This window comes from Paenibacillus tundrae, from assembly GCF_036884255.1.
In the GTDB taxonomy this organism is placed as follows: domain Bacteria; phylum Bacillota; class Bacilli; order Paenibacillales; family Paenibacillaceae; genus Paenibacillus.
In genome coordinates, this window is the sequence record NZ_CP145605.1 from 5,439,143 (window position 1) to 5,452,500 (window position 13,358).

12 protein-coding genes and 9 tRNA genes are annotated in these 13,358 nt (G+C 44.0%); 1 reads left to right on the forward strand and 20 read right to left on the reverse strand.

Annotated features, from left to right (window positions below):
• Nucleotides 1–213: 213 nt before the first annotated feature.
• From zwf to V6W81_RS24385, 10 genes are all read right to left on the reverse strand, one after another.
• A complete protein-coding gene (zwf, locus tag V6W81_RS24340; protein ID WP_338540654.1) occupies nt 214–1,764 on the reverse strand; it encodes a glucose-6-phosphate dehydrogenase in 1,551 nt (516 codons plus the stop codon).
• Between the two features lie 302 nt (nt 1,765–2,066).
• A complete protein-coding gene (locus V6W81_RS24345; protein ID WP_338540655.1) occupies nt 2,067–2,837 on the reverse strand; it encodes a YwmB family TATA-box binding protein in 771 nt (256 codons plus the stop codon).
• 234 nt (nt 2,838–3,071) lie between these two features.
• A complete protein-coding gene (locus V6W81_RS24350; protein ID WP_128103528.1) occupies nt 3,072–3,743 on the reverse strand; it encodes a response regulator transcription factor in 672 nt (223 codons plus the stop codon).
• A complete protein-coding gene (locus tag V6W81_RS24355) occupies nt 3,700–4,800 on the reverse strand; it encodes a sensor histidine kinase (protein WP_145053469.1) in 1,101 nt (366 codons plus the stop codon). The genes V6W81_RS24350 and V6W81_RS24355 overlap by 44 nt, the downstream gene beginning before the upstream one ends.
• Nucleotides 4,801–4,832: 32 nt before the next feature.
• Nucleotides 4,833–5,480: a cell wall-active antibiotics response protein LiaF gene (gene liaF / locus V6W81_RS24360; RefSeq protein ID WP_056698211.1), complete on the reverse strand. Its 648-nt coding sequence runs from the start codon at nt 5,478–5,480 to the stop codon at nt 4,833–4,835.
• 150 nt (nt 5,481–5,630) lie between these two features.
• Entirely contained in the window at nt 5,631–6,338 is a 708-nt protein-coding gene (locus tag V6W81_RS24365; protein WP_145053471.1) for a PspA/IM30 family protein, read from the reverse strand.
• Between the two features lies 1 nt (nt 6,339).
• Entirely contained in the window at nt 6,340–6,837 is a 498-nt protein-coding gene (locus V6W81_RS24370; RefSeq protein ID WP_338540656.1) for a PspC domain-containing protein, read from the reverse strand.
• Between the two features lie 17 nt (nt 6,838–6,854).
• The gene (locus V6W81_RS24375; protein ID WP_145053475.1) at nt 6,855–7,079 is read right to left on the reverse strand and encodes a PspC domain-containing protein; all 225 of its coding nucleotides are present in this window, start codon (nt 7,077–7,079) and stop codon (nt 6,855–6,857) included.
• Nucleotides 7,080–7,084: 5 nt separating this feature from the next.
• Nucleotides 7,085–7,759, reverse strand: coding sequence for a PspA/IM30 family protein (locus V6W81_RS24380; protein ID WP_145053477.1), 675 nt, complete (start codon nt 7,757–7,759; stop codon nt 7,085–7,087).
• Between the two features lie 34 nt (nt 7,760–7,793).
• On the reverse strand, nt 7,794–8,102 hold the full coding sequence (locus tag V6W81_RS24385; protein WP_338540658.1) for a LiaF transmembrane domain-containing protein: 309 nt from the start codon (nt 8,100–8,102) through the stop codon (nt 7,794–7,796).
• A gap of 432 nt (nt 8,103–8,534) precedes the next feature.
• Here V6W81_RS24385 and V6W81_RS24390 point away from each other — a divergent pair, with 432 nt between their 5' ends.
• On the forward strand, nt 8,535–10,943 hold the full coding sequence (locus V6W81_RS24390) for a helix-turn-helix domain-containing protein (protein ID WP_338540659.1): 2,409 nt from the start codon (nt 8,535–8,537) through the stop codon (nt 10,941–10,943).
• A gap of 260 nt (nt 10,944–11,203) precedes the next feature.
• On the opposite strand, the gene V6W81_RS24395 is transcribed toward V6W81_RS24390, so the two are convergent.
• The 10 genes from V6W81_RS24395 to V6W81_RS24440 form a co-directional block, all read right to left on the reverse strand.
• The gene (locus V6W81_RS24395) at nt 11,204–12,130 is read right to left on the reverse strand and encodes a class I SAM-dependent methyltransferase (RefSeq protein ID WP_338540660.1); all 927 of its coding nucleotides are present in this window, start codon (nt 12,128–12,130) and stop codon (nt 11,204–11,206) included.
• A 355-nt stretch (nt 12,131–12,485) separates the two neighbouring features.
• A tRNA-Leu gene (locus tag V6W81_RS24400) sits at nt 12,486–12,564 on the reverse strand.
• A 33-nt stretch (nt 12,565–12,597) separates the two neighbouring features.
• Nucleotides 12,598–12,671: transfer RNA gene (locus tag V6W81_RS24405), tRNA-Cys, on the reverse strand.
• Between the two features lie 9 nt (nt 12,672–12,680).
• Nucleotides 12,681–12,755, reverse strand: a tRNA-Gly gene (locus tag V6W81_RS24410).
• A 4-nt stretch (nt 12,756–12,759) separates the two neighbouring features.
• Nucleotides 12,760–12,834: transfer RNA gene (locus V6W81_RS24415), tRNA-Gln, on the reverse strand.
• Between the two features lie 15 nt (nt 12,835–12,849).
• Nucleotides 12,850–12,922 (reverse strand) — tRNA-His (locus tag V6W81_RS24420).
• Between the two features lie 28 nt (nt 12,923–12,950).
• Nucleotides 12,951–13,024: transfer RNA gene (locus tag V6W81_RS24425), tRNA-Trp, on the reverse strand.
• 6 nt (nt 13,025–13,030) lie between these two features.
• Nucleotides 13,031–13,116: transfer RNA gene (locus V6W81_RS24430), tRNA-Tyr, on the reverse strand.
• Between the two features lie 9 nt (nt 13,117–13,125).
• Nucleotides 13,126–13,201: transfer RNA gene (locus tag V6W81_RS24435), tRNA-Thr, on the reverse strand.
• 15 nt (nt 13,202–13,216) lie between these two features.
• Nucleotides 13,217–13,292 (reverse strand) — tRNA-Phe (locus V6W81_RS24440).
• Nucleotides 13,293–13,358 lie beyond the last annotated feature (66 nt).

Below are 13,358 nucleotides of genomic sequence, written 5' to 3' on the forward strand. Positions count from 1 at the left end.
CAAATTATTTTAAGTAATTATATTTCAACTATTTTGCTCTTTCCTGCAACTTTTCTTCCTCACCAGTATACGTATATCCCCATTCAACATATGCCTCTTATTTCTAAGCTACAATATCTGCTTCATACATGTTTGCTCTTCACACTAAAAAAGATTCAAGACATTCGCCCAGTAGCGAACATCCTGAATCTCCGTTTATGAAGTTTCAGCTCATTAATTATTCACTTGCCAAATCACTCGGTCTTCATCCTGACCTTTCACTGGCCACCAGTGGTAACCATCCTGCTCAAGCAGCTTATCTGTTGCTGCAGGCCCCCAGGTGCCTGCAGGATACGTATGAAGTTCCCCATGATTGTGAGCCCATGCAGCTGCGATCCGATCCACAAATGACCATGCTGTTGCAACTTCATCCCAACGGGTAAAATACGTCGAATCTCCTTCTGCCGCGTCATGCAGCAGTCGTTCGTATGCTTCCGGCGAATTGATGCCAATCATGCAGCTTTGACAGAAGTCCATCGCAAGCGGTTGAATTTCCGAATCCGAGCCCGGTTTCTTGGCATTAATTTTGATATATATGCCTTCCATCGGGTTCACACGAATGACCAGCAAATTAGGTTCTAACTTATATTTCTTGCCCAGATATACGTTGTTTGGCATCGATTTGAATTCAACCACGATTTCGGTCGTTTTCACTGGAAGACGCTTACCTGTCCGAATATAGAACGGTACACCAGCCCAGCGGAAATTATCCACAAAAACGCGTGCTGCAAAATAAGTTTCCGTAGTGGATTCTGGATCAACCTTGTCCTCCTCTCGATACCCCGGAAGCTGCTTCCCACGGTACTCGCCCTTCGTATATTGTCCCCGCACCACATTACTGCTTACCTCTTCGTCTGTTGCAAAAGCACGCAGTGATCGCAGCACCTTAACCTTCTCATCCCTAATGTCCTCAGGGAATAGTCGGCTTGGTGGCTCCATAGCAATCATCGTTAACATCTGCAGCATATGGTTCTGCCCCATATCACGCAGCGCACCAGAGTGGTCATAATATCCTCCACGCTCTTCCACACCAACCGTCTCACCAAGTGTAATCTGGACATTCGCAATGTGTTTGTTATTCCAGAGTGGCTCGAAAAAGGCATTGCCGAAGCGAATGACTTCAATATTTTGCACCATTTCCTTACCTAGATAATGATCGATTCTGTAGATTTCCTCTTCACGAAACACTTCCCGAATTTGTTCATTAAGCTGTTCTGCCGATTGCAGATCATACCCAAAAGGTTTCTCGATCACAAGCCGATTCCAGCCCTTGCTTTCCAGCATCCCGCCATCTCTTAGACTGTATGACACGTTACCGAATAGTTCTGGCGCAAGCGCTAAATAGAATAACCGATTACCCGGCGTGTTAAACTTCGCTTCCAAAGCCTCCGTCTGCTCACGCAGCTCTCTGAAACCATCAACGTTATTAATATCAAGTGATTTGTATTCAAAATGTTGGGCAAAAGCATTCCACTCCTCCGGCTCTCCCGCTGGATAACGACAGAACTCTCGAATGGATTCATGAATGTCTTCCCGGAATTGTTCTGGTGATCTCGGACGCCGTGCTACGCCAATAACCGCGAAGTCATGGGCTAGCTTGCCTTCACGGTATAGACTATAAATGGCCGGAAATAACTTCCGGCGAGCCAAATCGCCCGTTGCTCCAAAAATGAAAAATACTGCGCCAGGTGTCTGCACTTCATCTTGCATTAGTTTTTCGACCATAGGCTCCTCTTTCTTCCGGGGAAGAACACACTCCAAAGAACTCCCCGAGCTATGTAATGGTGTTATATATGCACAATATACTAACGTCAATTACCAGCATGTTCCTTCTTGGATGTGATGCCATTTTAGCATATCAACTAGGGCGATGCACTAATTTATGGCAGTCTTCGCCCAATTTTTTTCTATAATTCATCATTAAAACTTCATTGATAAATATTCCATTCATGGTATGAGTACTCCTTAACCAAGATCATCATGATTCAAACGATCTCTAAAATCTCTCAATACATCATACTCAACAATTAGTACTCAATCGTAATGACAGGAAATCCCAAAGTAACACGGTTCGTTCCTAACACATCATCCTGATGAACGGCCAGCTGCATATTTAATTGATGCGAACCACTGTTCACGGCCATTGATAACTCAGGGACAACATAAGATACGCTTGTTGTGCTGTCATCTTCATAACGTTCCACTGCACTCAGTTTCAGCTTATCTGATAATGCTCCTTCAATGTGTCTTACCACAGTACCGGCTTGAACTGGAGCGTTGTTGTGATTTTCTATCCCTACAGCAGCCTCTTCCCCTGTACCTTGTACTGAAAAGTTCCAAGTCGCTTTAATACCGACATCTTTAAGCAATCGCTCTACCTGTTCATGCAAAGCGAGATACACACGCCAATCCGTCTCTTCATTGCCGGATAACTGGATAATCGTATAATATTCTGCTGAATCTGTAACGACAACGTTGACCAGAATGCCCACATCTTCGTTTGACGCCTTCAACTCACTGCGGTATACATCATGTCCTGTCTGACGTACTAACTCAGGTTTCTGGAGCTGTAGCCCGTCAGCGAGTAATCCCGCTATCTCCTGTGCATCTCCCGTACCTTGACCCTGCCACTTAAGTACTAAGCGATCTACTTGTTCTATAGCAGCACCTGCCGTGTTCAGCATTTGCTCTAACTTCTCACCTTCAGATACACTTTTCTCCGCGTATACTTGAGTAATACCGATTAACATAACGATTGCTACTGCTAGTACAGCTGTCATCATCCACCGTTTTAACATGCTCATTCCCCCGCTCGTTCTCTATTCTATGAATCTATCAACAGCATGCCCGCTTTCTCTTCGTACTAAACGCTTTATTGCATACAAAAAAAGCCCCATCAACCAATTACTTTGGTTAATCGGACTTTCATACTTAAATCGCTTCTATGTTTTGCTAAGCTTATCGTGTAGATCTAATAGCTTGTATAGTAGAACGACCTATTCGCTCATTTATCGGTCATCATTTCAACGTCGTTACTCTGCAAGTCCATTCTTATAGGCATATATTGCTGCCTGTGTGCGGTCATCTACGCCTAACTTGGCGAGCAGGTTGGTCACATGAAATTTAACCGTCTTGATTCCGATAATCAGATCATCGGCAATATCCTGATTAGATTTACCTTGAGCGAGCAAACGAAGGACATCCATTTCACGATCCGTCAGTTCTTCATGAGCCGGCGCTGCAGCTTGAGGTTGACGGAAACGATTCATCATCTTGGAAGCTACCTGTGACTCCAGTACGGATTGACCACGTGCTGCAGCACGAATGGCATCAGCTACCTCGTTAGCTCGGGAGGTTTTGAGCAGGTAACTAAAGGCTCCAGCTTCAATAACCGGATACATTTTCTCATCATCCAAGTAACTCGTCAGAACGATAACCTTACATTCAGGATACATTTTCAGCAATTGCCGTGTAGCTTCAATGCCATCCATACCTTCCATGACTAAGTCCATCAGAACAACATCTGGCTTATATTCCTGTGCCAAACGAATGCCCTCTTCCCCGCTTCCTGCTTCACCGACAACTTCAATGCCATCCTCCGTATCAAGAACTGCGGCGAGACCAATCCGAACCATTTCGTGGTCATCCACGAGCAGTACCTTAATTGACGTTTCTGACTGTGTGTCCACTTCCGTCTCCTCCATTGACATGTCCTTCCTCACTTTCATCGCTCATCAAAGGTATCGTAATTTCGATCCGTGTTCCTTTACCAGGTGCTGTTACAAATTGAATGGCTCCACCGATCTCTGTAACACGTTCACGCATGTTTGCTAGCCCATAAGAAGCCTGCTTCTGTTCATCCAGATCGAAGCCTTGACCATCATCACGAATTAACACTCTAACTGCATCTGTCCGTCGCTGTAGCCTAATCTCCATTTTCTCTGCCTTCGCATGACGTAATGTATTAGACATCGCTTCTTGAACAATACGGAACAGATGATTTTCGATGCCTTTAACCAGGTCAATATCCTCATCGATTTCCAGCACAATGTCCATAGGCACTTTCGTCTTCAGTTCCATGACCAGATCCTTCAATCCCTGCTCCAGCTGTTTGCCTTCCAGATATACCGGGCGCAAGTGCAATAATAAAGCACGCATCTCCGATTGAGCCACGGAAGCCATCTCTTCGATTAGAGCAACCTGCCGCTGAGCACGTTCAAAATCCTTTTCCATTTTCCGTCCAACCGCTGTTGCTGTCATGGAAATGGCAAATAACTGCTGAGATACCGCATCATGCAATTCTCTTGCGAGACGCTGACGTTCTTCCACAATCGCCGTAACTCTTGCTTGCTCTGCAAGCTGAGCGTTGTTGGTGGATAGTCGCTGTAGCGAGGTGACCTGATCCTCCCACTTCTTCCCGATCCGCCCAAGCTGATCGCTTAGACGACCAACGTCGTCCATACCTAGATCAGGCACCGTGCGGGAGAGAGAACCTTTTTCCCATTGCAGCAAGGTTTCTCGCAACAATTCTAGTCTTCGCTTCACCCGGTAGCTTTGGTAAAAACCAAATGCTGCACCGATTCCAATTAACAGCAATAACAATGCCACACCCGATTGGATCAGATGTCTCCAGCCTGCAAACGGAGCCAGATAACCATATGTATATAGTACATACAAGACAACCGCGAGCACAATGAAAACAAGGAGGATTCCTTCACGCATACTTCGGGTTACCATGTCGGTATGTCGTTTGGTGTTCATACAGGTCTCCTCCTTTGTCATCTTTTTAATTACTACGGATTACTAATGCTTAGGTCGCCAACAATATAGGAAATTACAAATTTTGCTTTATGTTCACTGGACTCGTAGCCAGGAGTTCTCCATATTATTTTATTCATCATCCCACTGTCCTGCTCGCCATTCAGATTAACGCGGCCAAACAGTACGAATGCTTCAATTTCAACGCCATAATCTTCAGGCAAGGTCAAGCGCACATTACCCATAACGCCCTGAAGTAATACAATAGTTTGTTTCTCTTCCGGAATAGACAGCGATAGATCTGCGTTAACTTCCCCCATGGCATGCCACAGACTCATACTTTGTAACCGCCAAGGCTGTTGATCCCAATAGAACCGTGCCATAAAATTTTGTCTACGCATGACATTTTCATTCAGATGAATCTTCTTTGTTTTGGAGTAGAAAAAAGCGAGTGAAGCAAGTACGATCAAAAATACAATCATCAAATTATCGAGCAACAATAACGCTGCACCGATTCCCAAGCAACGATACCCTTTACGTGTAACACCTTTTTGAACTTGAATCATCCCATACGTTAGCAGGATCAGTGCGGCAAGAGTTAGAAAGTTCATATTTTGATTCAATAACATTAAGGCGCCAATCACAATGATTAACACTGCAAGCCATTGATTTTTTTTATTCATCTCCACCGCACCTCCTCTGTAAACGTAATCTTCTCTATTCGATGGAAAAGCCATACCAGGCACTGAGGTCCCGTATGGCTTAACCTTTGCTCTACAAACCGTTCTCTATTCACGATTTATAGAATATCATATTGTTTGCATAGCGAACAGTTATTCTTTTGAAGTGCTGCCTGCATCATTTTTGGAGCCATTGCCCATTTTGTTTTTCAAAGCTTGCAGCTGTTGATCAACTTTGAACTGTTTTTCGGCATCCACAGGATTAGTGTACGTGGATTGTGTGTTGCGATATGGTGCACGGATTACGTCAGCTTCAGCTTCCATTTGCATGATTTTTTCTTCCATGCGGTGGAATCCAAGTGATGCGCCTCCGCTCTCGATGCTGTGCAAGCTGTTGATTTGAGACATTTGTTTTTTCGCTTTAGCCATCTGAGCACGAGATACCAGTTCATTGCGTTTGTTACGCATTTTGTAGAACTCATCTTTCATGTCATGAAGCTGTTGCAACAAATCTTTGGCTTGTGCTTCCGATTGTGCATGAAGATCGCTGTATTCCGTAATTTTTTGATCAAAGTAGATTTTCTCTTCCAGCAATTTGCGAGCTACTTCTTCCTGACCATTAGCCAAGGCAGCTTCAGCTTGAGACTCACGTTGTACAGATGTGCGCTCTGCTTCATCCAAACGTTGCTTCATACGGCGCTCATTTGCCATTTGTTTGGCAACAGTTACCTCAGCCTCGTGAATTTCAGCCTCCATATCACGCAAATACTGATTCAACATTACAATTGGGTCTTCCACTTTATCCAACATATCATTAACCGATGCTTTCGTCATATCCTTAATCCGTTTAAATACTCCCATTTTACTTTTCTCCCTTCTCGTAACGAGATAATTTTTGGCGAAGCTCTTCAACTTCTTTTTTCAAAGCTTTTTTCTCAATATCTTTCATCATGGAGTCCAGATCACTTTCTTGATGTGTTCCAGCTCCGTAGGCATTGTTGTCATACGAACGTGGATCTGATTGCGGTCTGCCGTTATAACCTGGGCCAGGACTGAAGCTTCCATGACCTGATTGGTTATGGTTATTTTGATACGGGCCTCTTGGCGGCTGATGATCATAGTTGTTGTATCCTCTGCCAGGACCTGATCCGTATCCGTATGGATCATATGGCGGATAGGGTTCTTTTGGAACTACCAGTGCTGCGATGAAATAAATTAACAACGACGTACCGCCAGTTACGAAGATACTAATGACGAAGATGATCCGAAGTAGTGTGGAATCCATTCCAATGGATTCGGATATCCCGCCACACAAACCGGTTAACATTCGGTCACGCGTTGAGCGGTATAGTTTGCTCATGTGCTTACTCCTTTCGTTTACTTGTGTCCTCTTACGTGATCGTATGGATCAGCGTAGTAGGGTTCCTTCGGCACCACCAATGCAGCGATGAAGTAGATGAGCAGTGATGTACCTCCCGTAGCGAAAATACTGATGAAGAAGATGAGGCGTAGCAGCGTGGAACTGATTCCGAGATTCTCGGAGATGCCGCCGATCAAACCTGTCAGCATCCGATTACGCGTTGAGCGGTATAATTTACTCATTTTAACTACTCCTTTTTGTCATTGTTTAATTTCTGTTTCAGCCTTTCCAGCTCTTTATCCAGCGTTCCGGAAGACATGCTTCCTGCTGATCCAGAACCATCCTGGCCCATACGGCGTATGTCCCGTAAGCTTTGTGCTTCGTATTCAAGGTCAGAGACTTGATCATCCAGTCGATTGAACATCCGTGGGACATTCTGACCGTTATTATAGTGACTTCTCTGATTCATTCGTTGTTGTAGCTGGATGGTTTGCATCCGTGCGTAGTAATATTGGCGCTTACTGTAGACATTTTGATATTCTACTTTGAGCTGATCAATCTGTTCATCAAGCTCCTGTAATGCCGCATTACTTTGGGCGTACAATTCATTGTACTGATCCATTTTTTCTTCATGTAGAATTTTTTCTTGGAGAGCAAGTTTGGCAAGATGCTCCTCACCAGCTTTTAAGGCCATTGAAGCCTGTTCTTCACGTTTGTGAACCATCGATGCTGCCTGATCAGCTTGCTGTTTCATCTGTCTGGTGTGACTTGCATATTGATGACGAAGCTTCTCAGCTTCACCGATGTCTTGGCGGGTCGAGATCAGAAACTGGTCAATCAGTTTGACTGGATCCTGACTTTGCTCCAAATGTTCATTCAACGTAGCTACGGTAATATCCCGCATTCGACGAAATACACTCATTATATTCTGTCCTCCTTCTCATAATCGTGAAATCTTAGTAACGGCGATGACTGTTGCGTTTGTTCCCAAGCATCGATACCCCTAAGATAATCAACCCGATTGCGATGATTGGTCCGAGCAACCAAGATAACTTACCGATCAATGCGATGATACCGATGATCAGTACAATCCATCCCAGCGTTGTGTTACCACGCTTCACTCCGTAGTACCCAAGTGCAATCATCAGAATCGGAATCAAATATCCCATCATGTATCCTAGCAAAGGTGTTAACTTTCCGAAGAGGATGAGTGCGCCTAGCGCAATCAGTACAATCGCCCAGCCGTTTCCTTTATTCCATCTCATTATGTTTTCCACCGCCCTTTCCGTGTGCATTTGTTTCTTGTTTAACCTTATGTCCTTATTCTAGGGGAATTTGCGACTTTTCAAAACAGACTGTGGACGGTTTTTCATCCTAGACTCAGGTCGGGGATCATATTCGACCTTTGGCTATCTTTATATCAGACCTTGATCTGACAAGGTTCGCCCAAGCCTCCTTATCCCCCTATTACCCGCATTAGAGCCCCGTATGACCTTCCATCTACAGATACAGTCCTTACCCTAAGTTACGTTTATGATGAGTTCGCGTTTCTACATCATAGCCCTAGAAATGAAGTTTCCAACGCAACCCTCATTATATATTACTTTTTTATCCATATAATCTAAATTTAGATTGTTTTAATTGTAAGCGTTTACTAAAATAGTGATATGACTACCCTTTATGTCAGGAGATGACCTGTGCGATCCTTAACTTATTTACATAAAATGATAGTGTATGGCATTCTGCTGAGCACGCTACCCATTCTTTTAACTGGAATTGCTGCTTTTCTCTACTCTTCCCATCAGATGGAGTCACATCGTATTCAAGCGAATCAACAGCTACTTTCACAAATGCAATCAAACGTAGAGCACAAACTTGGGACGGTCAGTTATATGCTGGATCAAGCGACTCGTTCTCCAGTGACTATACAATCTCTGTCGTCACCTTATCTAAGCCCAAAGCCAGCTATTGCGAACAAACTGCAATCCGAGTTCCAACATATGAGATCCTGGGAACCATTAATGGACATTACACTGGTTAACCAAACTCGGGACTGGCTTATCGATCATGCAGGACTTTATCTGAATACGGATTTCCCACTGTCTCTCCCTATGAAAGACTTACTGTCGAATACGCTCACATCAGGTTGGCAACTTGTCCCGTCCTCTGTTTTTAATAACCAAGAGCGGATGAAGAGTTCTGGCTGTAATTATCATATTGCACTAGCAAGGTCGATCCAAACGATAAATGACTCAACTAACTCGGCTCTTATTGCTGGAATACCTGCGTGTTCACTACAGACTCCCTCTGAGGCAACAGATACGAATTCATCCGCTTCAGGACTGATCATTGTCAACCGTGAACAACGTATCATTGCACATCCAGACCCTAGCTATATGGGTAAACCCTTAGCTGCGACCGGCTTAATCAATAGTGACACGGGGGAAAGCCTGAGTGAGCAACTCTCTCCTGCTTCGCTTCCGGCGTCCTCTTCGTACGGTGAACTGCACACGTCAGATCAGCACTATTCCATGGTATACTCCCAATCCCCACTAAAAGGATGGAGCTATATTCTGGTTACACCGATGAATATCCTGAATCGGGAGTACATTCAAGTCGCATTACACACGATGTATATCAGTATTGGAATGTTACTTCTATCTCTACTGCTTTCCTGGCTAGGTTCAAAGCGAATGCACACACCCATTCAGAGACTCCTCTCCCAAGTCGGCATTAAAGAGCAAGTAGCAGCAAGAGCTACAAGCTCACTGCAAGCGGAATCCGAGATCTCTATGGATGAGTTTGAACAAATTAGAGCTGGTGTCTCTCAATTATCTGCATCCCGTTCTCAGCTTGAGAACAAGTTGAATCATTATGTAATGCATACACGCAACCATTTCTTAATGAATATATTTCTGGGAAAATATCCACCCACTAAGCTACAACACATCTTGAATGAACAAGGATATGCCTCTCAGCTCAAGCAATGGCAACATATTGCCGTCATAACGATACAAGCAGATCTTGTGAATCATGCAAAATATAGCTCACAAGACCGGGAGTTGCTCCTGTTCGCTATTCAAAATATGTTAGAGGAAACTATCTTGCCTGAGTTGCAATTGCTCCCGATTGTAATCGAGCAGACCGTTGTAACGGTCATTGGAACCTATGAATCAGATTCAGATGAGTTTACGATACGGTTATACGCTCAAACAGAGGAACTACAACGACGAGTTCAGGATCTGCTCAGTTTACAGATAAGCATTGGAATCAGTCAGTCCTATTCTTCTCTATTGGAAGTGCACCAAGCCTATACTGAGGCTATGGAGGCTCTCCAGCACCGTCTCAAATTAGGGACAGGCGTTATTATTCCATATGAAACCGTTAAGTCCCACATTTCGCATTGGTCGATGGCTTACCCGGAGTCATTCGAGTACGAGTTAATTCAGGCTATTCAATCCGTGGATGAAACTGAAGCTATTTCTATGCTCCAGCAGCTGCTTGAATATGTATTTAATATGGAGTCCACACCAGAGGAGTATCAGTTGATGTTGATGCGATTGCTTACACGTATTCTGTTAATGATGCAGGAAGTCGGCGTACCTCTAGGGCAGATTACAGTTGGACAGAGCAGTATGTTCAAACAACTCTTTACTCTCCAGTCTGCGGCTGAAGTTGAACAATGGTTTACCCAACGTATTATCATGCCGATTATAACTATTCTTAAGGAAAGGCAGTATGCACAATACCATCATATTTCTGAGAAAATAATTGCTCTGATCCAGCAGCGCTATGATACAGATCTTACATTAGAGGAGTGCGCTGCCCTTCTCCACTACAATGCCAATTATCTAAGCGGTGTATTTCGCAAGGAAACAGGCTGTTCCTTCAGTGAATATCTAACCAAGCATCGATTTACGATAGCTAAGAAGTGGTTAGAAGAGACCGATCTCACGGTTAAGGATATTGCAGCCAGACTTCGATACAACAACCCGCAGAACTTTATCCGTTCCTTTCGCAAGTGGGAGGGTATCACACCTGGACAATACCGAGAACGTAAACGTCGAGCTGGCTATGTACAGGAAAGTCGTTCATTTGGGAAATAAGTTTGCCGAGGCGTCAGACTCATTACACCGCGCCAGGAAATACACCCGGTGTCGGCTATCTGCTGATCTATCTCAACACAATAACTGTATATTGCTCTGTTCGTAATTAGAGACCAGAAACGACGGAGGGGGTCGGAAATTGAATGCAAAAAAAGGAGCAGATGATCTGCTCCTTTTTATTTATATAACACTCATACACTCATTAACATTAATTAATTGATCTTCTTTAAAACACCTGTTGTTGTTATGAGATCTTTATTTTATTTGTTTGTGAGAACCTTCATGTTTGGCTGTTCCAACTGAATCAGGATTTTACCAAACCGTCCTCCTCTTAAAAATGTCACTGTTCCATTATCATATGTCTTCCTAATGTATTGCTCAGCCAGGCTAAGTGATTGTTCGTCCGTTGGTAGACCATACGTATTCAGCCATTCAGGTAGCTTTTGTACAACTTCTTCCACAGGCAGTTCAACGGTATTCACTTCCTTGGTGATTAGTGTTGTATAGGAGTATCCCTTCAGATAGAGCAACTGTTGAATGAATCCCATATCACTTGGTTTAAATGGTGGCTCCACCTGAAGCACTGTTCTTAGTTCATCAATCAGTGTATGTTCCCGTTGTCCAGCCATTGTACTGATATACACATACTTCCGGGCAGAACTAATAGCCTGCTCAATCGTTTCCCAATCGGACATTGCTGGACACATTGAGGCAAAGGCAACATCGTACTTTTTCCTCCACCCTTTCTGCTCAATAGATATTTCTTCAAAACGCTCGCATACGATTTCAATCTTAGATGTCAAAGCTGCTGGAATTGTCTCCTTCATCAAGGAAACGAGTAGCTCAGAAGGTTCGACCGCTGTTACAGTTGCGCCCTTCTCTGCGAACGGGATCGTAAAAATGCCAGAAGCTGCCCCGATATCTAAAACGGACATTCCTTCAAAGTCTACGCCTTGATTCTCAATCCAACCCATAATGCGCCCAGAACGCGCCTTCCCTTCTGTTGTAAAGGATTGCTGATGATACTCTCTAGCCCATCTTTCAAAAGCTTCTGCTGTATTAAAAGGGGCACTCTGCTTTTTATATTTGGGACTCCTCGGTCTATTCTTCCAAGCCTCTTCCCACACAGAAAGATTGAATAATCCTTGAGCAATATCTATTTCATTGCTTGTTGTTACTTCTGTCATCTCTACACACTCCATTTCTTCCAATCAAATTTTTGGTTTTATGGGTTCAATTCAACTAATTCAATCCATGCGGTTTGTAAATATAAAGGAGTTATTATATCTATAATTAGTTACAGACATATAATGATAACTAACTCCTTTACATCCAATCATTTTCGTGATGATATGTAGAAGATTCACAAATTAAGGACTTTATATATCTATAATATATTCGATGTTGGATTACGTCAATATGTTAGAAAAGAAATCAATGAGCTTCAACAGACTCAATTGCACGCTCATTGAATATTAAGTATTCTCTCCTTACAAAAATAACCCTATGAATTGCAAGTGCAATCCATAGGGCTATACGTTATACCGGCGAGAGGACTCGAACCTCCACGGTTTCCCACTCGATTTTGAGTCGAGCGCGTCTGCCATTCCGCCACGCCGGCACATATTCTTTTTTTGCATGTTGAGAAAATAACTGGAGGCGCCACCCAGATTCGAACTGGGGATAAAGCTTTTGCAGAGCTGTGCCTTACCACTTGGCTATGGCGCCGAATTAATTTGGAGCGGAAGACGGGAATCGAACCCGCGACCCTCGCCTTGGCAAGGCGATGCTCTACCGCTGAGCCACTTCCGCATAATGGCTGGGGATATAGGATTTGAACCTATGCATGACGGAGTCAAAGTCCGTTGCCTTACCGCTTGGCTAATCCCCATGAACAAAACAAAGGGGCGATCGAGGGGAATTGAACCCCCGAATGCCGGATCCACAAACCGGTGCGTTAACCACTTCGCCACGATCGCCATATATAATATACTTTTAAAGATTAATTGGCAGGGGCAGCAGGAATTGAACCCACACCAACGGTTTTGGAGACCGTTGTTCTACCTTTAAACTATGCCCCTAAAAACTGGTGGAGGATGATGGATTCGAACCACCGAACCCGTACGGGAGCAGATTTACAGTCTGATGCGTTTGGCCACTTCGCTAATCCTCCAGGATTACATGGTGCCGGCGAGAGGACTTGAACCCCCAACCTACTGATTACAAGTCAGTTGCTCTACCAGTTGAGCTACACCGGCATATTAAGTTATAAATGGTGGCTCGGGACGGAATCGAACCGCCGACACGAGGATTTTCAGTCCTCTGCTCTACCGACTGAGCTACCGAGCCATAATAAAGTTCAAACTTAAGCGTTACACTTTACCTTGGGCGTCGGTGCCTTATATCAGATCTAGT

Bases quoted from the DNA above. Each gene is read 5' to 3' on its own strand.
- zwf (WP_338540654.1), bottom strand. From the start codon at position 1,764: ATGGTCGAAAAACTAATGCAAGATGAAGTGCAGACACCTGGCGCAGTA.
- V6W81_RS24345 (WP_338540655.1), bottom strand. From the start codon at position 2,837: ATGTTAAAACGGTGGATGATGACAGCTGTACTAGCAGTAGCAATCGTT.
- V6W81_RS24350 (WP_128103528.1), bottom strand. From the start codon at position 3,743: ATGGAGGAGACGGAAGTGGACACACAGTCAGAAACGTCAATTAAGGTA.
- V6W81_RS24355 (WP_145053469.1), bottom strand. From the start codon at position 4,800: ATGAACACCAAACGACATACCGACATGGTAACCCGAAGTATGCGTGAA.
- liaF (WP_056698211.1), bottom strand. From the start codon at position 5,480: ATGAATAAAAAAAATCAATGGCTTGCAGTGTTAATCATTGTGATTGGC.
- V6W81_RS24365 (WP_145053471.1), bottom strand. From the start codon at position 6,338: ATGGGAGTATTTAAACGGATTAAGGATATGACGAAAGCATCGGTTAAT.
- V6W81_RS24370 (WP_338540656.1), bottom strand. From the start codon at position 6,837: ATGAGCAAACTATACCGCTCAACGCGTGACCGAATGTTAACCGGTTTG.
- V6W81_RS24375 (WP_145053475.1), bottom strand. From the start codon at position 7,079: ATGAGTAAATTATACCGCTCAACGCGTAATCGGATGCTGACAGGTTTG.
- V6W81_RS24380 (WP_145053477.1), bottom strand. From the start codon at position 7,759: ATGAGTGTATTTCGTCGAATGCGGGATATTACCGTAGCTACGTTGAAT.
- V6W81_RS24385 (WP_338540658.1), bottom strand. From the start codon at position 8,102: ATGAGATGGAATAAAGGAAACGGCTGGGCGATTGTACTGATTGCGCTA.
- V6W81_RS24395 (WP_338540660.1), bottom strand. From the start codon at position 12,130: ATGACAGAAGTAACAACAAGCAATGAAATAGATATTGCTCAAGGATTA.